The 22,634-nt window shown below is 50.3% G+C and carries 32 protein-coding genes and 1 tRNA gene; 32 read left to right on the forward strand and 1 reads right to left on the reverse strand.

The window, feature by feature from the left end:
* Positions 1-131: 131 nt before the first annotated feature.
* From RUDLU_RS28750 to RUDLU_RS0111280, 3 genes are all read left to right on the forward strand, one after another.
* Positions 132-2,255 (forward strand): sensor histidine kinase, encoded by a 2,124-nt coding sequence (locus RUDLU_RS28750; protein ID WP_083940566.1) that lies wholly within the window; start codon positions 132-134, stop codon positions 2,253-2,255.
* 127 nt (positions 2,256-2,382) lie between these two features.
* The gene (locus tag RUDLU_RS0111275) at positions 2,383-2,760 is read left to right on the forward strand and encodes a response regulator (protein WP_019988490.1); all 378 of its coding nucleotides are present in this window, start codon (positions 2,383-2,385) and stop codon (positions 2,758-2,760) included.
* Between the two features lie 15 nt (positions 2,761-2,775).
* On the forward strand, positions 2,776-3,822 hold the full coding sequence (locus RUDLU_RS0111280) for an adenylate/guanylate cyclase domain-containing protein (RefSeq protein WP_019988491.1): 1,047 nt from the start codon (positions 2,776-2,778) through the stop codon (positions 3,820-3,822).
* Positions 3,823-3,911: 89 nt separating this feature from the next.
* Here RUDLU_RS0111280 and RUDLU_RS0111285 read toward each other — a convergent pair whose 3' ends face one another.
* On the reverse strand, positions 3,912-5,114 hold the full coding sequence (locus RUDLU_RS0111285; protein ID WP_019988492.1) for a dipeptidase: 1,203 nt from the start codon (positions 5,112-5,114) through the stop codon (positions 3,912-3,914).
* A gap of 184 nt (positions 5,115-5,298) precedes the next feature.
* Between RUDLU_RS0111285 and ubiE the strand changes: the two genes are divergently transcribed.
* The 29 genes from ubiE to infA all read left to right on the forward strand — a co-directional run bounded on the left by ubiE (position 5,299) and on the right by infA (position 22,613).
* Positions 5,299-6,024 (forward strand): bifunctional demethylmenaquinone methyltransferase/2-methoxy-6-polyprenyl-1,4-benzoquinol methylase UbiE, encoded by a 726-nt coding sequence (gene ubiE / locus RUDLU_RS0111290; protein ID WP_019988493.1) that lies wholly within the window; start codon positions 5,299-5,301, stop codon positions 6,022-6,024.
* A gap of 56 nt (positions 6,025-6,080) precedes the next feature.
* A complete protein-coding gene (porT, locus tag RUDLU_RS0111295) occupies positions 6,081-6,839 on the forward strand; it encodes a type IX secretion/gliding motility protein PorT/SprT (RefSeq protein WP_019988494.1) in 759 nt (252 codons plus the stop codon).
* A gap of 175 nt (positions 6,840-7,014) precedes the next feature.
* Positions 7,015-7,089 (forward strand) — tRNA-Val (locus RUDLU_RS0111300).
* 199 nt (positions 7,090-7,288) lie between these two features.
* Positions 7,289-7,414: a hypothetical protein gene (locus RUDLU_RS30415; RefSeq protein ID WP_019988495.1), complete on the forward strand. Its 126-nt coding sequence runs from the start codon at positions 7,289-7,291 to the stop codon at positions 7,412-7,414.
* Positions 7,415-7,640: 226 nt separating this feature from the next.
* On the forward strand, positions 7,641-9,764 hold the full coding sequence (gene fusA, locus RUDLU_RS0111310; RefSeq protein WP_019988496.1) for an elongation factor G: 2,124 nt from the start codon (positions 7,641-7,643) through the stop codon (positions 9,762-9,764).
* 168 nt (positions 9,765-9,932) lie between these two features.
* A complete protein-coding gene (gene rpsJ / locus RUDLU_RS0111315) occupies positions 9,933-10,238 on the forward strand; it encodes a 30S ribosomal protein S10 (protein WP_019988497.1) in 306 nt (101 codons plus the stop codon).
* A gap of 264 nt (positions 10,239-10,502) precedes the next feature.
* The gene (rplC, locus tag RUDLU_RS0111320) at positions 10,503-11,123 is read left to right on the forward strand and encodes a 50S ribosomal protein L3 (protein ID WP_027302969.1); all 621 of its coding nucleotides are present in this window, start codon (positions 10,503-10,505) and stop codon (positions 11,121-11,123) included.
* 4 nt (positions 11,124-11,127) lie between these two features.
* On the forward strand, positions 11,128-11,763 hold the full coding sequence (gene rplD, locus RUDLU_RS0111325) for a 50S ribosomal protein L4 (protein WP_019988499.1): 636 nt from the start codon (positions 11,128-11,130) through the stop codon (positions 11,761-11,763).
* On the forward strand, positions 11,760-12,047 hold the full coding sequence (gene rplW / locus RUDLU_RS0111330; protein ID WP_019988500.1) for a 50S ribosomal protein L23: 288 nt from the start codon (positions 11,760-11,762) through the stop codon (positions 12,045-12,047). The genes rplD and rplW overlap by 4 nt, the downstream gene beginning before the upstream one ends.
* A 32-nt stretch (positions 12,048-12,079) precedes the next feature.
* Positions 12,080-12,904 carry a 50S ribosomal protein L2 gene (rplB, locus tag RUDLU_RS0111335; protein ID WP_019988501.1) on the forward strand — a complete coding sequence of 275 codons (825 nt, stop codon included), beginning with the start codon at positions 12,080-12,082 and terminating at the stop codon, positions 12,902-12,904.
* Between the two features lie 7 nt (positions 12,905-12,911).
* Complete coding sequence (gene rpsS / locus RUDLU_RS0111340; protein ID WP_019988502.1) at positions 12,912-13,190, forward strand: 30S ribosomal protein S19; 279 nt, start codon at positions 12,912-12,914, stop codon at positions 13,188-13,190.
* A gap of 90 nt (positions 13,191-13,280) precedes the next feature.
* Positions 13,281-13,670, forward strand: a complete 390-nt coding sequence (rplV, locus tag RUDLU_RS0111345; RefSeq protein ID WP_019988503.1) for a 50S ribosomal protein L22 — start codon at positions 13,281-13,283, stop codon at positions 13,668-13,670.
* A gap of 6 nt (positions 13,671-13,676) precedes the next feature.
* A complete protein-coding gene (gene rpsC, locus RUDLU_RS0111350) occupies positions 13,677-14,537 on the forward strand; it encodes a 30S ribosomal protein S3 (protein WP_019988504.1) in 861 nt (286 codons plus the stop codon).
* A 99-nt stretch (positions 14,538-14,636) separates the two neighbouring features.
* Positions 14,637-15,062 carry a 50S ribosomal protein L16 gene (gene rplP / locus RUDLU_RS0111355; RefSeq protein ID WP_027302970.1) on the forward strand — a complete coding sequence of 142 codons (426 nt, stop codon included), beginning with the start codon at positions 14,637-14,639 and terminating at the stop codon, positions 15,060-15,062.
* Positions 15,063-15,142: 80 nt separating this feature from the next.
* Positions 15,143-15,340 carry a 50S ribosomal protein L29 gene (gene rpmC / locus RUDLU_RS0111360; protein WP_019988506.1) on the forward strand — a complete coding sequence of 66 codons (198 nt, stop codon included), beginning with the start codon at positions 15,143-15,145 and terminating at the stop codon, positions 15,338-15,340.
* 13 nt (positions 15,341-15,353) lie between these two features.
* Positions 15,354-15,656 carry a 30S ribosomal protein S17 gene (gene rpsQ, locus RUDLU_RS0111365; protein WP_019988507.1) on the forward strand — a complete coding sequence of 101 codons (303 nt, stop codon included), beginning with the start codon at positions 15,354-15,356 and terminating at the stop codon, positions 15,654-15,656.
* Positions 15,657-15,659: 3 nt separating this feature from the next.
* Positions 15,660-16,028, forward strand: a complete 369-nt coding sequence (gene rplN / locus RUDLU_RS0111370) for a 50S ribosomal protein L14 (protein ID WP_019988508.1) — start codon at positions 15,660-15,662, stop codon at positions 16,026-16,028.
* A gap of 1 nt (position 16,029) precedes the next feature.
* Positions 16,030-16,359, forward strand: coding sequence for a 50S ribosomal protein L24 (gene rplX / locus RUDLU_RS0111375; RefSeq protein WP_019988509.1), 330 nt, complete (start codon positions 16,030-16,032; stop codon positions 16,357-16,359).
* A 39-nt stretch (positions 16,360-16,398) separates the two neighbouring features.
* Entirely contained in the window at positions 16,399-16,953 is a 555-nt protein-coding gene (rplE, locus tag RUDLU_RS0111380) for a 50S ribosomal protein L5 (RefSeq protein ID WP_027302971.1), read from the forward strand.
* A gap of 31 nt (positions 16,954-16,984) precedes the next feature.
* Positions 16,985-17,254 carry a 30S ribosomal protein S14 gene (gene rpsN / locus RUDLU_RS0111385; protein WP_019988511.1) on the forward strand — a complete coding sequence of 90 codons (270 nt, stop codon included), beginning with the start codon at positions 16,985-16,987 and terminating at the stop codon, positions 17,252-17,254.
* 99 nt (positions 17,255-17,353) lie between these two features.
* On the forward strand, positions 17,354-17,752 hold the full coding sequence (gene rpsH / locus RUDLU_RS0111390) for a 30S ribosomal protein S8 (RefSeq protein ID WP_019988512.1): 399 nt from the start codon (positions 17,354-17,356) through the stop codon (positions 17,750-17,752).
* 15 nt (positions 17,753-17,767) lie between these two features.
* Positions 17,768-18,325 (forward strand): 50S ribosomal protein L6, encoded by a 558-nt coding sequence (rplF, locus tag RUDLU_RS0111395; protein WP_019988513.1) that lies wholly within the window; start codon positions 17,768-17,770, stop codon positions 18,323-18,325.
* A gap of 126 nt (positions 18,326-18,451) precedes the next feature.
* Complete coding sequence (gene rplR, locus RUDLU_RS0111400) at positions 18,452-18,805, forward strand: 50S ribosomal protein L18 (protein ID WP_019988514.1); 354 nt, start codon at positions 18,452-18,454, stop codon at positions 18,803-18,805.
* Between the two features lie 7 nt (positions 18,806-18,812).
* Positions 18,813-19,328, forward strand: coding sequence for a 30S ribosomal protein S5 (gene rpsE, locus RUDLU_RS0111405; RefSeq protein WP_019988515.1), 516 nt, complete (start codon positions 18,813-18,815; stop codon positions 19,326-19,328).
* A 12-nt stretch (positions 19,329-19,340) separates the two neighbouring features.
* Positions 19,341-19,520 carry a 50S ribosomal protein L30 gene (rpmD, locus tag RUDLU_RS0111410; protein WP_019988516.1) on the forward strand — a complete coding sequence of 60 codons (180 nt, stop codon included), beginning with the start codon at positions 19,341-19,343 and terminating at the stop codon, positions 19,518-19,520.
* A 188-nt stretch (positions 19,521-19,708) separates the two neighbouring features.
* Positions 19,709-20,197: a 50S ribosomal protein L15 gene (gene rplO, locus RUDLU_RS0111415; RefSeq protein ID WP_027302972.1), complete on the forward strand. Its 489-nt coding sequence runs from the start codon at positions 19,709-19,711 to the stop codon at positions 20,195-20,197.
* Between the two features lie 30 nt (positions 20,198-20,227).
* Complete coding sequence (secY, locus tag RUDLU_RS0111420) at positions 20,228-21,541, forward strand: preprotein translocase subunit SecY (protein WP_019988518.1); 1,314 nt, start codon at positions 20,228-20,230, stop codon at positions 21,539-21,541.
* Between the two features lie 17 nt (positions 21,542-21,558).
* Positions 21,559-22,386, forward strand: a complete 828-nt coding sequence (map, locus tag RUDLU_RS0111425; protein ID WP_027302973.1) for a type I methionyl aminopeptidase — start codon at positions 21,559-21,561, stop codon at positions 22,384-22,386.
* Between the two features lie 8 nt (positions 22,387-22,394).
* Entirely contained in the window at positions 22,395-22,613 is a 219-nt protein-coding gene (infA, locus tag RUDLU_RS0111430) for a translation initiation factor IF-1 (RefSeq protein ID WP_019988520.1), read from the forward strand.
* The last annotated feature ends 21 nt before the right edge of the window (positions 22,614-22,634 follow it).

Raw genomic sequence — 22,634 nt, forward strand, 5'->3', positions numbered from 1 at the left:
TGTCAGCAAGTAAACACCTGAGTATTTATTGGATAGAACGTGCACACAGACGGGCTGATACCAGTATATTGTGGCGCAATGCGGGAGCCTGACCTTCAACAAGGTAACTACCCTCTTTAGCCACTATTCCTATGCCTGCCAATTACCGCTCGGTAGCCTTACTGGCTACCCTTTTCTGCTTGTTTCTTTCTTCCACTTATGCTCAGCCTGTCACACTAAGCGACTCAGACAAAATATATCCTGTTTTCGAGAGCTGTGCAGCACTACGTGTTAATCCAGGGCAAAAAATCACGCTTGATTCCTTGCTGCTTCGCCCCGACAAGTACCCATTTGTTCCAATTACCCAAACACCGATTCAGGGGGAGGTCGGACAAGCCTACTGGTTCAAGGTTGCATTGAAAAACCCTACTTCGGACAACTACTTCCTGCGTTTTTTCTACGCCAGCGACATGCTGGTGGAGATGTACGAAGTTGGTGCAGACAGTCTCGTCAATACCGGGCAAGTCGACTTTCACGGGGCTGCCACACACAACTTATTCCAGCGAAGCCAATCTATTTTGCCACTGAAGGTGCAACAGGGACAAACCCACACCTTGTACTTTTTTGTACCCAGTATGGGTATTCCGAAGCTCCATATGGGGGCTATGTCGTCGCCAAGGCTGGCCAAAGACATCCACTATCAGGATCTGCTCAACGGTTTGGGCGATGGTTTCGCGATTATCGTTGCCATATATTGTCTCATACTGGGCGTCCGGTTACGCGACCGGGATAACCTGCTGTTTACACTCGCGACTGTCGTTGGCTTGTCGGTTGGCCTGAGTACACGAGGAGCCTTGCTCGAAGTACCTGGTCACTGGCCTATTACTCTCAGGGATAATTACGGCATTCACGTTGGAGTCAATAGTCTTCTCAATCTGCTGTTTACCTTTTCGCTTCTACAACTTAAGCAACAGGCACGCTGGCTGTACAGAATAGGGATAGGCCTCTGGGTACTTATTGCCGTAGCATCACTGGCCGTAGCGGGTGTACGTTTATCGGGTCAGGATGATCGATCATTACAGAATGCGCTTGGTGGTCTGTCTGCTTTTTCCTCCAGCCTTTTCTCTATACTGGCAAGTATCACCGTAGCTATAAGAGGCTACCGACCCGGTTTGTTCTATGCCATCGGACAGGCCGTATTTATGTCTTGTTCAGCCCTATTTGTATCCAGTTTGTACGGAGCTATTCCGTTCACTTTCTGGAATCGGAACGGTTCCGTTGTTGGCGGATTTATACAGACCGTCTTTTTTATCTTGGGCCTTACGTACAAAGTAAACCTGCTCAAAAAAAATCATGAAGAGTCGCTCAAGGAACAGCTTCGATTGACGCAGGAAAACCAGCAACTCATTGAAAACCAGAACCGGGTACTGGAAGAAAAAGTCGAACAACGTACGGCTGAGTTGAAGGCTTCTCAGGCCCAACTAATCCAAAAAGAAAAACTGGCCAGCCTCGGTGAACTGACGGCGGGCATCGCCCACGAGATTCAGAACCCGTTGAACTTTGTCAACAACTTCGCCGAAGTAAGCGCCGAGCTGGTGAGCGAGCTGAAAGAAGAAGCCCAGGCCGGGCGCACCGAGGATGTGCTGGCTATTGCCGACGATCTTACACTCAACCTGCAAAAAATCAACCACCACGGCAAACGGGCCGGTTCTATTGTACGAGGCATGCTGGAGCACTCCCGAGCCAGTACCGGCGAGAAACAGCCCACCAACCTCAACACCCTGGCCGATGAGTACCTTCGACTGGCCTACCACGGGCTTCGGGCCAAGGATAAATCATTCAACTGCCAGCTTATTACAAACTTCGCAACCGACTTACCTACGGTCAATGTAGCGGCTCAGGATGTGGGCCGGGTATTGCTGAATTTGTTCAACAATGGGTTTTATGCCGTACAGGAACAGGGTAAAAACTTCACGAATTCTGAAAAACTCCACGGTTTAGATGGCTTCAAACCCACGCTATGGGTAAGTACCCGGCAGGAACCAGGCCGGGTGGTGGTCTGCGTGCGCGACAACGGTTTGGGTATGCCCGACAGCGTTCGTCAAAAGATCTTCCAACCCTTTTTTACCACCAAGCCCACGGGCGAGGGTACGGGTCTGGGCCTTTCGCTCTCGTACGATATCATCACCAAAGGGCACGGTGGCACCCTTACGGTCGACAGTCAGGAAGGCGAAGGCACCGAATTTGTGGTCGAGCTACCAGTTACCCCACCTTAGCCCCCTGCGCGGGAAGCCTCTTTGAGTACACCACAGAATCAAATAGCGGTCTATAGGCTGTTTTTTCCCTATTTTTGTTTGAACCGATACCTAATTACTCGTCCACTTCTTGCTCCAACATATCCTCATGAACATTCTCGTAGTTGACGATGAAACCGATGTACGACCCCTGTTCGAGCAGCGCTTCCGGCGCGAGATCCGAAACGGTGAGTTTCGGTTTACGTTTGCCGAATCGGGCGAGCAGGCCCTCGAATACCTGAAAGATTTGCTCTCGGAAGCCGTCTTGATTTTGTCGGACATCAATATGCCAGGTATGAGTGGGCTCGAACTTCTGCGGCAAATCAAATCAGACTACCAATCGCCCCCGCCCCCTGTGGTCATGATGATTACGGCCTACGGCGATGCCCAAAGCTACAATCAGGCGATGGAACTGGGGGCCGACGACTTCCTGACCAAACCCCTCGATTTCAACGAACTGAAAAACAAGCTTAAAACGCTTCAATAGCGGGCCCATCCCTCCATGAAATCCAAGATATTAGTTGTTGATGATGAGCAAGATCTTGAACTGCTCATTAAACAGAAATTCCGGCGGCAGATTCGTGAGGGTTTGTATGAGTTCTATTTTGCCCAGAATGGCCTTGAAGCCCTCAGCCAATTACAGCGATTTCCGGATATTGATATTGTCCTGAGTGATATTAATATGCCCGAAATGGACGGGCTTACCCTACTCGTGAAACTCGCCGACCTGAACCCGGTTATCAAGGCCGTGATGGTTTCGGCTTATGGCGATATGGACAACATCCGAACGGCCATGAACCGGGGGGCTTTCGATTTTGTGTGCAAGCCCGTCAATTTCGAAGATCTTGAGCTGACCATGCAAAAAACCCTGCGGCATGTGCAGCAGATTCGAGAAACCCTCAAAGCTGTAAAGGAGAACAACATCCTGCGTATGTACGTGGACGAGAGTGTGCTCAAATTCATGACCCGCTCTGAGTTTGAAGAGTCGCTTACGGCCAATGAACTGATTAAAGCGTCGATTTTATTTGTCGACATCTGCGGCTTCACGGCCATTGCCGAACGAGAAAAGCCCGACACAGTTGTGCAGTTGATCAACAACTACTTCGACGTAATTGTGAAGGAAGTAATCAGCCAACAGGGATACGTTGATAAGTTTATGGGCGATGCCGTAATGGCGGTTTTCCAGGGCGACTACCACCTCGATCGGGCCATCGAAGCCGCGCTGGGTGTTCGGGCCAGCATGAAAGAAATTCACGATTCGCTCGGCGCCGATGTCAATTATAAACCGCAGGTTTCTATTGGTATCAATTCGGGCGAGGTAGTCTCGGGCAATATTGGGTCAGCCACGCTCCGGCGTCTCGACTACACCGTTATTGGCGACGTGGTCAATACGGCGCAGCGCCTTCAGTCAGCGGCTCAGGCCGGCCAAATTCTGATTACCGAAGCATCATACCAACTCGTCAAAGAGTCATTCAGTTGCGAAGAGGTTGGCTCCTACCAGCTCAAAAACAAATCGGCTCCGGTGGTGCTGTATCAGGTTATTGCCTGATCTAATGAGCGAATTAGCGATTGAGTGATTGAGCGAATTGGCTGACGCAAGAACCAATCTCGGCACTCACCAATCACTCATTCGCTCTTTCACTCTTTTGTTTTCGCCTGCCCGAGTACCCGCAGCAGGTTACCACCCCAGATTTTGGCAATATGGGCTTCGGAGTACCCCCGCCGAACCAATTCAATCGTCAGATTCTCAATCTGACTGACGTCTTCCATTCCATTAACCGCGCCCCCACCGTCGAAGTCGCTACCGATCCCGACATGGTCGATGCCCACCAGTTTTACAATATGGTCGATGTGATTGACTACGTCGGCCACACTCGCCCGCTCTGAGGCATATACCCGCTTGATCGAATCCGTTTTCGCTTCGATACGGGCCTCTACGTCGGGTGTCAGCACCTTGCCTACCCCCGCCATACGCACGCTATTGAGTGCCTGCCGATGCGCATCAGAGGGCTTACGGAGGTAATCGCTCACAAAATTCACCTGCACGACCCCACCCTTAGCCGCCAGAGCCCGAATCATCTCGTCGGACATGTTCCGGGGAAACTCGCACAGAGCGCGGGCGTTGGAATGCGAGGCAATAACGGGCGCTTTTGAAAGGGCCAGTACATCGTAGAACGTTTTGTCGGACACGTGCGACACATCGATCATGATACCCAGCCGGTTCATCTCGGCCACGACCTCCCGCCCGAAAGCACTAAGACCATTGTGCACGGGTCCATCGGGGTCGGTAGCCGAGTCGCAAATAGCGTTGTTGGCAAAGTGCGACAGTGTGATGTACCGGCACCCGAGGTCATAGTACGTTTTAAGCAACGACAGATCCTCCCCGACCGGGTAGCCGTTTTCCATGCCGATAAAAACCGCCCGTCGGCCAAGTTTTTCAATCCGGTAGGCATCAGCGGGTGAGGTAGCCAACTCGGCCAGGTTCGGGTATTTGCGCAACGAGGTGTGTATCCTGTCGAAAATATCCAGCGCTTTTTCCTTCGCTCGGGCGTGTCCCTCGGGCGTGCGCGGGCCCTGCGCCATGTACACTGCAAAAAACATAGCATCCATACCGCCCTGTTTCATACGCGGAAAGTCGATTTGGGTACCGCCCTTTTTTACCTCATGCGCCACACCGAGGTCAAACCCGTCTTTTTGTAGGTTAATGGGTGCATCGGCATGGGTGTCGAGTGTAAGCACACGGGCATGGATAGCCAGTGCTTTTTTTACCAGCCGGTCGTCGGTAGCAGGCTGAAAATACAGCGAAAGCAGAAGTGTAAACGGGAGAAACGAAGCGTTCATACAACAAAGGAACCCTAGATGGGGCACAGAAAACTAATCAATTGCCCGCCGACGGCCAAACTTTCCGTTTCATCAGACCGTTAGCAAAGAAAAATAAAGAACGAAAGAGCGGAAGTAGGCACCAGAAGATGGTTTTACCCGATGCCAGAACGCTTTCGCTCCATCACTCTTTGGCTCTTTAGTTATGCCCGTCGTTCCTTACAAAGACAAGTCTACCAGCAAGCGCGAGCAGGTTGCCGAGATGTTCGACAACATTTCGCCCAAGTATGATCTGCTCAACCACGTTCTCAGCGGAGGTATTGATATTCTGTGGCGCAAAAAAGCCATTCGTGAATTGAAGCCTTATGCACCGAAGAAAATCCTCGACATTGCCACCGGAACCGGCGACTTTGCTCTGGAAGCCCTCGCCCTGAAGCCCGAAAAAATTGTTGGGGTCGATATTTCGGAGGGAATGCTGAAGATTGGCCGGGAGAAAATGGTGAAGCGGGGTGTGGATCACCTGATCGAAATGCGGTCCGGCGATTCGGAAGGATTGCCGTTCACAGACAATGAATTCGATGCCGTCATCGTTTCTTTTGGCGTACGGAACTTTGAAAACCTGCTGAAAGGCCTCACCGACATGAACCGCGTAACCCGCAAGGGAGGGGTTTGTGTGGTGCTCGAATTCTCGAATCCGCGCGCGTTTCCGTTCAAACAACTGTACGGTTTTTATTCGAATACCATTCTGCCGCTTATTGGGCGCCTTATCAGCCGCGATCAATCGGCCTACACCTACCTCCCTGAGTCGGTGCAGGCTTTCCCCGATGGTCCTGATTTTATCCGCATTTTTGAGCAGGCCGGATTTACTAAAACTCGATGGATACCCCTGACGTTCGGCGTTGCATCTATTTACATTGGGCAAAAAGCCTGATTCTGAAATGGATAATGAATAATGAAGAGTGTACAATGTACAGTTTACAATGTTTAATGAATAATGAAAAATCGGTCCGCGGTCGTGGGCTACGGGTTTCTACCAACAGCATTGTCTGTGCACTGTTCATTATTCATTGTTCATTATTCATTAATAGCAGTGCCCACGCTCAGGGCTACGGATATCAGCGTAAGCATCTCGAATTTTACGACGACAAGCCGATTCACTACGGGTTTTTCTTCGCCATGCCCGTTACGCGGTTCAATGTGAAGTACAGCCCCGCCTATGTGAACAACACAACGGTTGAGCGGCTGTACTCGCCCAACAAGGTGTCGTTCCGGGTTGGTTTGCTGGTCAATGCGTACCTAACCGACCGGTTCGACTTTCGATTTACCCCGGCCGTATCGTTGTACGGCCGTACGGTACAGTACGAGTTTGCCGACAAAGCGACTACCCAAGACGTACGCGAATCGACCTGGATGGAGTTTCCGTTTCTGTTCAAGTACAAGTCGGAGCGTCGGCGCAACAGCCGGATGTACCTGATTGCGGGAGCTACGGCCGCGCTCGAAACAAACGTTCGGAAACGGCAGGCCCAGTCGGCCGGGCGGCTCAACACCAAAACCGCCGACCTCACTCTCGATTATGGGGTAGGCTTTGAGCAGTTTCTGGAGTACACCAAAATCAGCCCCGAGCTCCGGTTTTCGCATGGTGTAGTTAATCTGTTTGCTCCTACCAATGCCAGTATAGCCGCCAACACGGCCGGTATTCAACGGCTTACTTCGCACACCGTCACCCTCTACCTGAACTTTGAGTAGGTCGAAGGAGTGCTTTTCGGCAAAAAAATTTCACCCGTTAATTGTCTGATTACCACGAAACAGTCAAACCAGAACACCAGTATTTTAAATTTTTTTCGGACAAAGACTTGCATAGTGCACTTTCAGGCCCCTATCTTTGCACCACCAAAACGGAAAACACCGGGGCGGTAAGAAAGGGAGTTTAGCTCAGTTGGTTCAGAGCATCTGCCTTACAAGCAGAGGGTCGGGGGTTCGAATCCCTCAACTCCCACGAAAGGAAAGCGAGTCAAATTGACTCGCTTTTTTTATTTAGCTCAGTTGGTTCAGAGCATCTGCCTTACAAGCAGAGGGTCGGGGACGGTCGGCCGCTGCCGTTCGAATCCCTCAACTCCCACAAGAGAAAAGCGAGTCGTTTTGACTCGCTTTTTTTATTTCCCGAACTAACCCAATGGCCTGTTCGTTGTTAGCGCATGAACGACCGTTTCCGCTTCTGGCTTAAGCGCGTAGGCTGGGCTGGTTTCTTCTTCTTCCTGATCAAAGGGCTCCTTTGGCTCATTATTCCCTACCTGATTGCCAAAGGATTCTTAGCCAAGTGATATTTGATAGCACTCTACTGAATCACTAAACTGAGAAAATTACAAACGGTCTTTTCTCCAAAGTCCTTAACAATCTGCCTTTTAACAGCGAGTTAATTAACTCAACACTTTGTTTTCAAATTGTTTTTCAGTAATTTTGCGTCCTAATTGTGAAAATGGCCTTGTTGTGATAACAAAGTCGTCAATCACGGTTCCGTACTAAACAACTTCATTTCCCAATACTATTATGGCAACTGATCTCCGATACCTCCGCAACATTGGTATCGCTGCTCACATTGACGCCGGTAAGACCACAACGACCGAGCGGATCCTGTACTACGCCGGTGTGAGTCACAAAATCGGCGAGGTACACGAGGGTGCTGCTACCATGGACTGGATGGAGCAGGAGCAAGAGCGTGGTATTACGATCACGTCGGCTGCTACTACCGTTAACTGGAAATACCGCGATCAGCAGTACCAGGTAAACATCATCGATACCCCAGGCCACGTTGACTTCACCGTTGAAGTAAACCGTTCGCTGCGTGTACTCGATGGTCTGGTGTTCCTGTTCTCAGCCGTCGACGGTGTAGAGCCTCAGTCAGAAACCAACTGGCGCCTGGCCAACAACTATAACGTAGCGCGTCTGGGCTTCGTGAACAAAATGGACCGTTCGGGTGCCGACTTCCTCAACGTAGTGAAGCAGGTTCGCGAAATGCTCGGTAGCCATGCTGTTCCCCTCCAGTTGCCAATCGGTGCCGAAGATCAGTTCAAAGGCGTGGTTGACCTTGTTAACTTCCGGGGTCTCATCTGGAACGAGCAGGATAAAGGCATGACCTTTACCGAAGTGCCCATTCCGGACGATATGCTCGAAGAAGCAACCGAGTGGCGCGAGAAACTCCTCGAAGCCGTTGCCGAATTCGACGACACGCTGATGGAGAAGTACTTCGAAGATCCGAACTCGATCACCGAAGACGAAATCCTGAAGGCCCTCCGTGAGGCAACCATCGCCATGAAAGTGGTTCCGATGCTTTGCGGTTCTTCATTCAAGAACAAAGGAGTTCAAACCATGCTCGATTACGTGATGGCCCTGCTGCCTTCACCGCTCGACAAGCCGGAAATTAAGGGTACTAACCCCGACACCGACGCCGAAGTGGTTCGTCACCCAACCGAGTCTGATCCGTTTACGGCACTCGCGTTCAAAATTGCGACTGACCCCTATGTAGGTCGTCTGTGTTTCGTGCGGGTTTACTCAGGTGCCCTCGACTCGGGTTCATACATCATGAACACGCGTTCGGGCAACAAAGAGCGGATCTCACGGATCTTCCAGATGCACGCTAACAAGCAGAATCAGATTGATAAGCTGCGTGCTGGTGATATTGGTGCCGTGGTTGGTTTCAAAGACATCAAAACGGGCGATACCCTGTGCGATGAGAAGAGCCCAATCATTCTGGAATCGATGATCTTCCCCGATCCGGTTATTGGTTACGCTATCGAGCCTAAGAAAACAGCCGATCAGGATAACTTCTCGAAAGCTATCACGAAGCTGATCGAAGAAGACCCAACCCTGAAAGTTGAGTCAAACGAAGAAACCGGACAAACCATTATCCGGGGTATGGGTGAGCTTCACCTTGAAATCATCATCGACCGTATGCGTCGTGAATTCAAAGTTGAAGTAAACCAGGGTGCTCCTCAGGTAGCCTACAAAGAGGTTCTGACGAAAACGGTAGCGGGTCACCGTGAGGTTTACAAGAAGCAAACCGGTGGTCGTGGTAAGTTTGCCGACATCGTATTTGATCTTTCACCCCGCGATCCGGAAGAAGACGGCGTAACGATCAAGCCCGGTCTGCAATTTGTGAATGCAATTGTAGGTGGTGTTATCCCGAAAGAATTCATCCCAGCTATCGAAAAAGGTTTCCGCGAGTCAATGACCAACGGTCCGCTTGCTGGCTACCCACTCGATTCGATGAAAGTTCGGTTGTTCCACGGCTCGTACCACGACGTTGACTCCGACTCACTTTCGTTTGAATTGGCAGCTCGGATGGGCTTCCGCGAAGCAGGCCGTCAGGCTGGCCCGAAAATCCTTGAGCCAATCATGGCTGTAGAGGTACTGACGCCGGAAGAATACACCGGTCCGATCACGGGTGACCTCAACCGTCGTCGGGGTATCATGAAGGGTATGGATACGCGTGCCGGTTCACAAGTGATCAAGGCTGATGTTCCTCTGTCGGAACTGTTCGGCTACATCACCGAACTCCGTACGATGTCATCAGGCCGGGCTACTGCCAACCTGACCTTCTCTCACTACGAAATTCTGCCAACTAACCTGGCTGAAGGCGTAGTAGCGAAAGCAAAAGGAACAGTAAACGCCTAAGTAGCTGAAAAATAAAGATAAAAAAGGAGCAACTTTTGGGTTGCTCCTTTTTTATTGTCCTCTCTTTTCGTACCTTTGCACCCTCAAAATGCCAGCAATGGCGACCTGACTGAGGAGTAAATGGTTCTTTCTCGGACAGGTTTAATAAAACAAAACGAACCAGGTATAATGAGCCAAAAGATTCGCATTAAGCTGAAGTCGTTCGATCACACGCTGGTCGACAAATCAGCTGAGAAGATTGTGAAGGCGGTAAAGTCGACGGGTGCTGTCGTAAGCGGCCCCATCCCACTGCCAACCAACAAAGAAATCTACACCGTGCTGCGTTCACCCCACGTGAACAAGAAGTCGCGGGAACAATTCCAGCTTTGCACCTACAAGCGTCTGGTCGACATTTACTCAACCAGTGCTAAAACGGTAGATGCCCTGATGAAGCTTGAATTGCCCAGTGGCGTTGATGTAGAAATCAAAGTTTAAGTTGCAGCCGCCCCAGGCGGTTAGAACATAACTCGGGTGAAGGTCCGAAAGGAAACCACATCTGGCATTTTTCGGTGGATTATACACAGGGTGTATCAGCCACTGGCAGAAAGGTCAGGTGTGTTCAACGCCTGACCTTTCTTATGTTCTGTGCGTAAATGCAAATTGGTGCTTGTAGTCCTGACTGATAATCACTAATTTTGCGGCTCCGTTTTCGGAGAGAAGTACAATTTTTCAAACTTTTTCCTGCTTACAACAAAAAAAATGTCTGGTTTAATAGGAAAAAAAATCGGGATGACCAGCGTGTACAATGCGGACGGGCAGGCTCTGGCATGTACAGTCATCGAAACTGGTCCCTGTGTTGTTACCCAAGTTCGTACCGGTGATAAAGACGGTTACGAAGCCGTGCAATTGGGTTTCGGCGAGCGTAAAGAAAAGCACACCAACAAGCCGCTGCAAGGTCACTTCAAGAAGGCTGGCACCACCCCTAAGCGCAAGCTGGTTGAATTCAAAGAATTCAAAACCTCGCTTGAACTGGGTCAAACTCTGCAAGTTGCCGACGTATTTGTCGAAGGCGACTTTGTTGACGTTGTGGGCACTTCGAAAGGTAAAGGCTTCCAGGGCGTTGTAAAGCGTCATGGCTTTGGTGGTGTGGGTGGACAGACCCACGGACAGCACAACCGTCAGCGGCACCCGGGTTCGATCGGTGCCTGCTCGTTCCCCTCGCGGGTTTTCAAAGGACTGCGCATGGCAGGTCGTACAGGTGGCAACCGCGTTAAGGTTCAAAACCTGCGGGTGTTGCGGGTTATGCCTGAGCAAAACCTCCTCGTTGTTAGTGGATCAATTCCAGGCGCCAAAAATTCATTCGTAATTATCGAGAAGTAAGGACATGGAAGCAATCGTATATAACAGCAAGGGCGAGGATACGGGTAAGAAGGTTACGTTGCCAGAAACCATTTTCGGCATCGAACCCAACGAACATGCGATTTACCTGGACGTAAAGCAGTACCTGGCCAATCAGCGTCAGGGAACGCACAAAGCGAAAGAGCGGGCTGAAGTAAACCGTTCGACCAAGAAAATCAAGAAGCAAAAAGGAACGGGTGGCGCCCGGGCCGGCAGCATGAAATCACCTGTATTCGTAGGTGGTGGTCGTATTTTCGGTCCCCGTCCGCGCGACTACAGCTTCAAGCTGAACAAGAAAGTAAAAGCGCTGGCTCGCCAGTCTGCTTACGCCGTAAAAGCTCAGGAGAACAGCATCTCTGTAATCGACTCTGTTGCCTTCGACGCTCCGCGCACGAAGAGCTACATCGAATTCCTGAACGCGCTTTCAGTTGCTGACCGTAAAACACTGCTTATTCTGCCGGACGTAAACACGAACGTGGTTTTGTCGAGCCGGAACGTAGAAAAAGCAAAAGTAATGACGGCTACGCAGGTCAGCACCTATGATTTGATGAATGCCGACCGTCTGCTTATCAGCGAAGAAGCGCTGTCAACCATCCAATCTCTTTTTGAGCAACAATCATGAGCGTTCTAAAAAGACCCATTATCACGGAAAAAATGACAGCCCAGTCTAAGCAGGGAAAGTATGCTTTTGAAGTGGCACGCACCGCTAATAAAGTTGAAATCGGTAAGGCTGTCGAGAAAATGTACAGCGTCAATGTGACGTCAGTACGGACGATGACTACGCTCGGAAAAAAGAAGAGCAAGAACATCCAGGGTCGGATTGTAAGCGGCATGACCCCAACAACCAAAAAAGCCATTGTCACGGTAGCGGAAGGCGAAGTAATCGACATCTACGCTGACCTGTAACAAGGCGGTTGCACTGAAACGCATAACGAATCATGGGAGTTAAGAAACTAAAACCAGTAACGCCCGGTACCCGCTTCCGCGTGGCTCCGGACTTTGCCGAGATCACTACCGACAAGCCAACCAAGAGCTTGCTGGAGCCGATCAAGAAATCGGGTGGCCGGAACGATCAGGGCCGCCGGACCATGCGCTACATTGGCGGTGGTCACAAGCGGATGTACCGTATCATCGACTTCAAGCGCGATAAAAACGGTATGGCTGCTGAGGTAATGACGATCGAGTACGATCCGAACCGCTCAGCTCGTATTGCCCTGGTGCAGTACGAAGACGGCGAGAAGCGCTATATCATCGCCCCGCAGGGTCTGACGGTAGGCCAAACTATCCGTTCAGGCGAGGGGGCTACCCCCGACGTAGGTAACGCAATGCAACTGTCGGCTATGCCGATCGGTACCATTGTTCACAACATCGAACTGACACCCGGCAAAGGTGGAGCTATGGCTCGCTCAGCTGGTACGTATGCTCAGTTGGTTGGTCGTGAAGAGCGTTACGCTATTCTGCGTTTGCCCTCAGGCGAAACTCGCCGGGTATTGAGCAACTGTGTAGCCACGGTTGGTTCGGTATCTAACCCAGACCACATGAACGTGGTAATGGGTAAGGCTGGTCGGATGCGCTGGTTAGGCCGCCGTCCGCGTGTTCGGGGTGTTGCTATGAACCCTGTTGATCACCCGATGGGTGGTGGTGAAGGCCGGGCATCTGGTGGTCACCCACGTTCACGGAACGGGCAGTTTGCTAAGGGTCAGAAGACTCGTTCGCCGAAGAAAGCATCAAGCAAGTTGATCATTAGCCGCCGGAAAAAGTAATTAATAAATGGCACGTTCACTCAAGAAAGGCCCATATATAGATTTCCGTCTGGACAACAAGGTTCAGGCTCAAAATCAGTCGGGCAAAAAGTCGGTTATCAAAACCTGGTCGCGCCGTTCAATGATCTCACCTGATTTCGTTGGACATACGTTTGCCGTTCACAACGGGAATAAGTTTATCCCTGTGTATGTAACGGAAAACATGGTGGGTCACAAACTCGGCGAGTTTGCCCCAACCCGGAACTTCCGTGGTCACGTAGCGAAGAAAGATAAGGGCAAACGATAAAGGGGTTTTCAGTTTAGAGTTTACAGTTTAGTGTGGGTAATGCCAACAACGAACTGAAAACCGAAAACCGAAAACTGCAAACTTGTAAACATGGAAGCAGTAGCAAAACTGAAAAACGTGCCCTCTTCGCCCCGCAAAATGCGGTTGATAGCTGACCTTATTCGTGGTCAGCGCGTGAGCCGGGCACTCGGTATTCTGAAATACCAACCCCAGCAGGGTGCAGATGTGTTGCAAAAAGTACTGTTGTCAGCCGTTGCCAACTGGCAACAAAAGAATACTGACACCAGCATCGAAGATGCCGATCTGTACGTAAAAACGATTTTTGTTGATGGCGGCCCGATGCTGAAGCGTCTCCGCCCGGCTCCTCAGGGCCGTGGCCATCGGATCCGGAAGCGGTCAAACCACATTACGTTGGTAGTCGACAGCGCGGCAATGCCAGAAGAGTTAGTAGAAGCGACTCAAACAGAAGTAAACGAGTAACAACGCATGGGACAGAAAGTTAATCCGGTTGGTTTGCGGCTTGGTATCGTCCGTGGTTGGGACTCAAGCTGGTACGGTGGCAAAGAATTTGCCGACAAACTGGTCGAAGACGAAAAAATCAGAAAATACATTGCAGCCCGTATTCCGAAAGGAGCCATTTCTCGGGTTGTTATCGAACGTACACTGAAGCGGATTACCCTTACGATTCACACGGCACGTCCGGGTATCGTAATCGGTAAAGGCGGTGGCGAGGTTGATAAGATCAAAGAAGAGCTGAAGAAGATCACCGGTAAGGACGTTCAGATCAACATCTTCGAGATTAAGCGCCCCGAAATCGACGCGAAGCTCATCGGTGAAGCCATTGCTCAGCAACTGCAGGCTCGTATCTCGTTCCGTCGTGCCATGAAGCAAGCCATTCAGGCTGCTATGCGGGTAGGCGCACAGGGTATCAAGCTGAAACTGTCGGGCCGTCTGGGTGGTGCCGAGATGGCACGTACCGAACAGTACAAAGAAGGTCGGGTGCCTCTTCACACCTTGCGTGCCGATATCGACTACGCAATCTCTGAAGCCCAAACCATCTACGGAAAGATCGGTATTAAGGTATGGGTCTTCAAAGGCGAGGTTTACGGCAAGCGTGACCTGTCGCCGGCAGCTATGGCAAGCGCAGCAGCCGCTGGCGAGCGTGCCGCTGGTGAGCGTAGCAACGACCGTGGCGACCGTCGTGGTCCGCGCGGTGATCGCGATGGTGGTAACGACCGCGGTGGCCGTGGCCGGAACGACCGGGGTGGTAATGACCGTGGCGGCAATAACCGGGGCGGTGGTAACAACCGGGGCGGTGGCAACCGGGGTGGAGGAAATCGTCGATAATTAAGCGATAAGTGATGAGTTATGAGCGATGAGCGAAAGAACTTAAGTCAAACGCTTACTCATAACTCTTAACTCATAGCTCATAACTTCTTAATAAAGATGTTACAGCCAAGAAGAACCAAGTTCCGTAAGATGCACAAAGGCAAGATCAAAGGTCTTGCCACCCGGGGCCACGAAATTGCATTCGGTACGTTTGCGATCAAGTCGTTGGAGCAGGGCTGGATTACGGCACGTCAGATAGAAGCAGCTCGTATCTCGGTAACCCGGGCTATGAAACGCGAAGGCCAGGTCTGGATTCGGATTTTCCCAGACAAGCCTATCACTAAGAAGCCCGCCGAAGTGCGGATGGGTAAAGGTAAAGGTGCACCTGAGTATTGGGTAGCCGTTATCAAGCCCGGCACGATCCTGTTCGAAACAACAGGTGTTCCTTTGGAAACGGGTATGGAAGCCCTGCGGTTAGCCGCACAAAAGCTCCCCGTTCGCACGAAGTTCATTGTACGACGCGACTACCAGGAACAAGCATAAAATCAGAACTGTGATTTTTCTGATTTAACTGATTCGCAATAGTCACCACAATCAAAAGAATCACAGTTCAGACTCTTATCATGAAGAAGGAAGAAATCAAGGCGCTCTCGGCCGAGCAATTGAAAGAGCAGATTACAGCCGAAGAAGCTCGGTTGCTTAAACTGAAATTCGCTCACGCTGTATCGCCCATCGAAAACCCGATGCGTATCCGTGAGGCCCGCAAACTGATTGCTCGTTTACACACGGAACTGACCGCCAAAACGCGCCAGCAGGCCTAAATAGCTACCCACAATGGAAGGACAGCAAACAGAACAGCCCCAATCGGAGCAGCAGGCTTCGGTAGAGCGTAATGCTCGGAAAGAGCGGATCGGGCGTGTGGTCAGCAACAAAATGCAGAAGACCATTACGGTTGCCGTTGACCGCAAGGTGAAGCACCCGATGTACGGTAAGTTTATGAACCGTACCACCAAGTTCATGGCTCATGACGAAAACAATGACTGCGGTATCGGTGATACGGTGCGCATCATGGAAACTCGCCCCCTGAGCAAAAACAAGCGTTGGAGATTAGTCGAAATTATCGAAAAGGCCAAGTAAGCCATGGTACAGCAAGAATCAAGATTAGGTGTAGCCGATAACAGTGGTGCCAAAGAGGTACTGGTTATCCGCGTGCTGGGCGGTACGGGCAAGCGGTATGCATCGGTGGGCGACAAGATCGTTGTGACCGTAAAGGCAGCTATTCCGTCGAGCAATATTAAGAAGGGAACGGTATCAAAAGCCGTTGTCGTTCGGACCAAGAAGGAAGTACGCCGGAAAGACGGATCGTACATCCGGTTTGAAGACAATGCCGCCGTTCTGCTCAATAACAACGATGAGCCCCGCGGAACCCGCATCTTCGGACCTGTTGCCCGCGAGCTGCGTGAGAAGCAATTTATGAAGATCGTTTCTTTAGCCCCGGAGGTATTGTAAGATGGAAAAGAAGAAAGCTAAATTCCACATCAAAACGGGTGATACCGTCGTGGTGATTGCTGGGAACTCAAAGGGTCAGCAAGGAAAAGTAACGGAAGTGCTGGTAGAGAAAGAGCGTGCTAAAGTGGAAGGTGTGAACATGATCACCAAACACATTAAGCCAACCGCACAGAATCCGCAAGGCAGCTTAGTACAAACGGAGGGAACGATTCACATCAGTAACCTGATGCTGATTGATCCGGCCACCAATCAACCGACGCGCACAGGCCGCCGGGTGAATGATAAGGGTAAGTTGCAGCGGTACTCGAAGAAGACCGGCGAATTCATCTAACCGGTCGGGGAGTTTATCACCATTAAACGAGTCAAGAAAGTGGCAAGCCCAAGATTAAAAGAGAAATATCTCAATGAGGTGGTCGCCCAGTTGAAAGACAAGTTTCAGTATAAGTCGGTTATGCAAGTACCGCGTCTGACCAAGATTGTCATCAATAAAGGGATTGGAGCCGCCGTTGCTGATAAAAAATTAGTAGACGTAGGTGTGGATGAGCTGACTCAGATCACGGGTCAGAAAGCCGTTCAGACAGTTGCTAAGAAGGCCGTTTCGAACTTCAAACTTCGGGAAGGCATGCCGATCGGTGCAAAAGTAACGCTGCGTGGCGACCGGATGTACGAATTCCTGGATCGTCTGACAACGGTAGCGTTGCCCCGCGTTCGGGACTTCAAAGGCATCAGCGACAAAGGATTTGATGGTCGTGGCAATTACACATTTGGTGTAAAAGAGCAGATCATCTTCCCGGAGATCAGCATTGACAAGGTATCGCGTATTTCGGGTATGGACATTACGTTCGTAACAACCGCCGACTCAGATAACGAAAGTTATGAGTTGCTGAAGGCCCTCGGAATGCCCTTTGCCAGCAGCAAGAAATAAGCAGTAATCACGCTAAGGACGTCATAAAGACATGGCAAAAGAATCAATCAAAGCACGGGAGCGGAAGCGCGAAGCGTTGGTAGCTAAATATGCTACGAAGCGGGCAGCCCTCAAAGAAGCTGGCGATTATGCTGCTTTGGATAAACTGCCCCGCAATGCATCGCCAGTTCGGTTGCACAATCGTTGCAAACTGACCGGCCGTCCCAGAGGCTATATGCGCAAATTCGGTATCTCACGTGTAACATTCCGTGAGATGGCCAGCGCAGGCAAGATTCCGGGCGTAACGAAGTCAAGCTGGTAAGCGCTAATTGCATCTAAATCAGCACTTTTATTTGTAATTCAGTTTCCGTAATTTTGCAGCCCGATTAATAGAGAGGGCTGTGAGCAACACGAGGAAGAAATGAATACAGACCCAATTGCAGACTATCTGACCCGAATCAGAAACGCCATCCGCGCTAAGCACCGGATTGTGGAGATCCCTGCATCCAACATAAAGAAAGAAATCACCAAAGTTCTGTTTGACAAAGGGTACATCCAGAACTACAAGTTTGACGACAACGGCCCCCAGGGTGTGATTAAGATCGCTCTGAAGTACAACGCCGTGACGAAGCAGCCCGCCATCGTTGATCTGCAGCGCATCAGCCGCCCAGGTCTCCGCCAGTACCGGGGTGCCGATAACCTGCCACGGATCCTGAACGGTCTTGGCGTTGCGATCGTGTCTACTTCTAAAGGCGTAATGACCGATAAAGAAGCCAAGACACTGAATGTAGGTGGTGAAGTGTTGTGTTACGTTTATTAATCCATTGATCGAACAATGTCTCGCGTAGGTAAAAAACCCATCGCTCTGCCCAGTGGCGTTTCGTTGTCAATCGACAATGGTAACGTCGTGACGGTAAAAGGCCCGAAAGGCACGCTTACTCAGGCTGTCGACCCAGATATCTCGGTCGCAGTAGAGGAAGGCACTATTCAGGTAAGCCGCCCCACCGAACAGAAGCGTCACAAAGCCCTGCACGGCCTGTACCGCGCCCTGGTCAACAACATGGTAGTAGGTGTAAGCACCGGCTACAAGGTTGACCTGGAAATTGTCGGTGTAGGTTACAAGGCTGCCGTTAACAACAACGTACTGGAGCTTCAGCTTGGCTACTCACACAACGTTTACGTTGCTGTACCGAGCGAAATCAAAGTATCGGCTGTGACCGAAAAAGGTCAGAACCCAAAGGTTATTCTGGAAGGTATCGACAAGCAGTTGATCGGCGATGTAGCTGCCAAAATTCGCTCACTCCGTAAGGTTGAGCCATACAAAGGCAAAGGTATCCGCTTCGTGGGTGAAGTTATTCGCCGGAAAGCAGGTAAATCTTCGTCTAAAAAATAAGTTTTCTGTCTACAGTTTTCAGTTTCGGGCTGACGGGTCTTTGGCTTATCAGAACCCACCTGCTGAAAACTGGAGACCGGAGACTATCAACTTGATTAATCGCCTATTTGGTCGGTATCAAATAAGATGGCAACGAATAAAACGGAACGGCGTCAACGAATCAAATACTCGATTCGCGCCAAAGTATCAGGTACGGCAGAACGCCCTCGCCTGTCGGTATTTCGGTCGAATAAGGCGATCTACGCCCAACTGATTGACGATGCAGCCGGCCACACGCTGGTGGCAGCTTCTTCAGTTGAACTGAAATCTGAAGCAAGTGGCTTTACGGTGGACGTAGCCAAGGAAGTTGGAAAGCGGATTGCTGAAAAAGCAGCTTCTAAGAATATCACGGCTGTGGTATTCGACCGTAACGGCTACCTGTACCACGGAAAAGTAAAAGCATTGGCCGACGGAGCCCGTGAGGGTGGCCTCAAATTCTAAGGCAAGCATGGTAACGAACGTAAGACCTTCAAAAGTAAACGAGTCCGATCTGAAAGAGCGCGTAGTCGCTATCAACCGTGTAGCCAAGGTTGTTAAAGGTGGTCGTCGGTTTAGCTTCTCAGCCATCGTTGTAGTTGGCGATGGTAATGGTGTGGTAGGTTACGGGTTGGGTAAGGCCAACGAAGTAACTGACGCCATTGCAAAAGGTACGGAAGACGCCAAGAAGAACCTGATCCAGATCTCTCTGCTGAAGCACACAGTGCCTCACGAGATGGAAGGTAAATTCAGTGGTGGTTTTGTACTACTCAAGCCTGCTGCCCCCGGTACGGGTGTAATTGCAGGTGGTGCTATGCGCGCCGTTCTGGAGAGCGCTGGCGTACGCGACGTATTGGCGAAGTCGAAAGGCTCGTCGAACCCGCACAACGTGGTAAAAGCGACAATCAACGCCCTGCAGAAAATGCGCGCTCCTCACCAGGTAGCTTTCCAGCGTGGCGTGAAATTGTCAAAAGTATTTAACGGCTAAACGGATCGCATCATGGCACGCGTACGCATCACACAGGTTCGGAGCATCATCGACCGTCCGCAGACTCAGAAGAACGCGATCAAATCGCTTGGTTTGGGTAAAATCAACCGGAGCATTGAGCTGGAATATAACAGCGCTATCGCCGGTGTAGTAAACAAGGTAAAGCACCTCGTTAAGATAGAAGAAATCTAACCCTTGAGGAGTTAGATAGTGGACGTTAGATGTTGGACATCAGACGTTAGACATTGACGATTACCTCGCTAACAATCAATGTCTAACGTCTATCGTCTAATATCCAACGTCTTTTTTGCGGTTTGCAATTCTTTTTACGAATTTTGCAGGCTGCAAATAATCATTGCAAGTACAAACACAATAATAAAATGAATTTAAGCAACCTTAAACCGGCTAAGGGTTCCGTCAGAGAGCGCAAGCGAGTCGGTCGCGGACAAGGCTCAGGAATGGGTGGTACATCTACCCGTGGCCACAAAGGGGCGCAATCACGCTCAGGCTACAGCCGTAAATTACACTTCGAAGGTGGTCAAATGCCCCTTCAGCGTCGGGTACCGAAATTTGGCTTTAAAAACCCGACCCGCGTAGAGTACAAGCCTATCAACCTCGATACACTGCAGATCCTGTTTGAAAAAACAAACGCTGCCGTTATTGATGAGACCGTACTCCAGCAAAATGGTTTGATGGCAAAAGGTGATTTGATCAAAGTTCTGAACCGGGGTGAGCTGAAGGCATCTGTTGAAGTGCATGCCCATGCTTTCTCGGCCAGCGCCAAAGAGGCCATTGAAAAGGCAGGTGGTAAAGCTGTAGTACCAGCACAACCTGTTCGGGCCAACGAAAAAGAGGGAGAGAAGAACTAATCTGTGAGCACGGCAACGGCCTGAAATTTTATGAATCGTCTTATCACCACGCTCAAAAACATCTTTTCAATAGAGGAATTACGGACTCGTATCCTGAACACTCTGTTGTTTATTACCGTCTTCCGTCTGGGTTCAGCGATTGTACTGCCCGGCGTTGATCCCAAGCGCCTGGATATTAATACCGGGGGTCTATTGGGTTTGTTAGACACCTTTTTGGGTGGTGCCTTCAGCAAAGCGTCAATCTTTGCCTTAGGTATTATGCCGTACATCTCGGCCTCTATTGCCATTCAGCTGTTGACGCTGGCCCTACCGTACTTTCAAAAAATGCAGAAGGAAGGCGAATCTGGTCGAAAAAAACTCAATCAGATTACGCGGGTGCTGACCATCGGGGTAACTGCCGTGCAAGCATTGACGTACATCCGTACGACGATTCCCGCCGACGCTCTATTCATCGACCGGGGTCTGTTCACAATCTCTTCACTGTTCATCCTTACCGCTGGAACCATTTTCTGCATGTGGTTGGGTGAGCGGATTACCGACAAGGGCATCGGCAATGGTATTTCCATGATCATCATGATCGGGATTGTATCTCGTTTTCCGGGTGCCATCTTGGGCGAATTCCAATCACGTGGTTCATCAGGTCTGCTGATTTTTGTTCTTGAATTGGTGGCACTGTATTTCGTGGTTATGGGGGCAGTTATGCTGACCCAGGCCGTTCGCCGAATCCCGATTCAGTACGCTAAGCAGGTTATTGGTAACAAAGTAGTGGGCGGTCAGCGTCAATACTTGCCGCTCAAGCTCAACGCAGCGGGCGTAATGCCAATCATCTTTGCTCAGGCTTTGATGTTCATCCCAACGTATCTGGCAGGGCTTTTCGCAGAAAAAAGCGACTTTGCAGCTTCGGTACAGAACGCATTTCAAAGCTATACCACCTGGCAGTACAACGTACTTTTCGCCCTGTTGATTATCGTCTTCACATTCTTCTACACGGCAATCTCCGTTAACCCAACTCAGATTGCCGATGACATGAAGCGTAGTGGCGGTTTTATTCCGGGCGTTAAGCCGGGTATTGCTACTTCAGACTACATTGGTATGGTACTCGACCGTATCACGCTCCCCGGAGCTGTTATGCTTGCCATTGTTGCAATTCTTCCAGCCATTGCCAACTTGCTTGGCATGACCACTGGTTTTGCGCAATTCTTCGGTGGCACATCGCTCCTGATCATGGTGGGTGTAGTTCTCGATACGCTCCAGCAGGTAGAAAGTTACTTACTCATGCGTCGGTACGAAGGCTTGATGAAATCAGGTCGTGTACAAGGACGTGCCGAAACTGTAGCTGCCTAATGTCCGCCAAGAGTAACATGATTTACCTTCGGAGCGATGAAGAACTTGCGCTGATGCGTGAGAGTGCTCAGGTCCTGGGTAAAGCTCATGGAGAAGTAGCAAAGCTGATTCGTCCGGGTATTACGACCAAGGAACTTGATACGGTAGCCCAGACGTTCATTAGAGATAATGGGGGTATTCCATCATTTCTGGGCTTTAACAATGGTACTGCTACTCGTTTTCCAGGTGCGCTTTGCATCTCAGTCAACGACATAGTAGTGCACGGTTTTCCAAGTAAGTACGAGTTACGGGACGGAGATATTATCTCTGTTGACTGCGGAGTTCAACTCAATGGATTTCATTCTGATAGTGCTTACACCTACCCAGTAGGCGAAGTAAGCCTCTCTGTACGGAAACTGTTGGCCCGCACGAAAGAATCTTTGTACATCGGCTTGGAGAAAGCGATTGATGGAAACCGAATTGGCGACATAGGCTACGCTGTACAGTCGTACGTAGAGGGGTTTGGGTACTCGGTTGTTCGGGAGTTAGTCGGACATGGTGTAGGTAAAAACCTGCACGAAGCCCCCGAAGTACCTAATTATGGCAAGCGTGGACAAGGCGTAAAGCTGCGGGAAGGAATGGTACTGGCGATCGAGCCGATGGTCAATTTCGGAAAGAAAGCGATCACTCAGGATAAAGATGGCTGGACTATCCGGACAGCCGATCGGAAACCATCCGCCCACTTTGAACATACCGTAGCGGTGCGGAAAGGTAAGGCAGAAATTCTGACTACATTCCAATACATCGAAGAGGTAACAGCCAACACCAGTCTGGCCGTTGAACTGGACACCTCTGTGGCGGTTTAAAACTGAATATGGCGAAGCAGAATTCAATAGAACAGGACGGCGTTATTTTGGAGGCATTATCGAATGCAATGTTCCGGGTAGAACTGGCCAACAAGCATGAGGTAGTTGCTCACATATCGGGAAAGATGCGGATGAATTACATCAAAATCCTTCCCGGTGATCGTGTGAAGTTAGAAATGTCGCCTTACGATTTGAGTAAGGCGCGGATTGTGTACCGATACAAGTAAGTTTTCAGTTTTCAGTTTGAG

This window comes from Rudanella lutea DSM 19387, from assembly GCF_000383955.1.
Taxonomy (GTDB): domain Bacteria; phylum Bacteroidota; class Bacteroidia; order Cytophagales; family Spirosomataceae; genus Rudanella; species Rudanella lutea.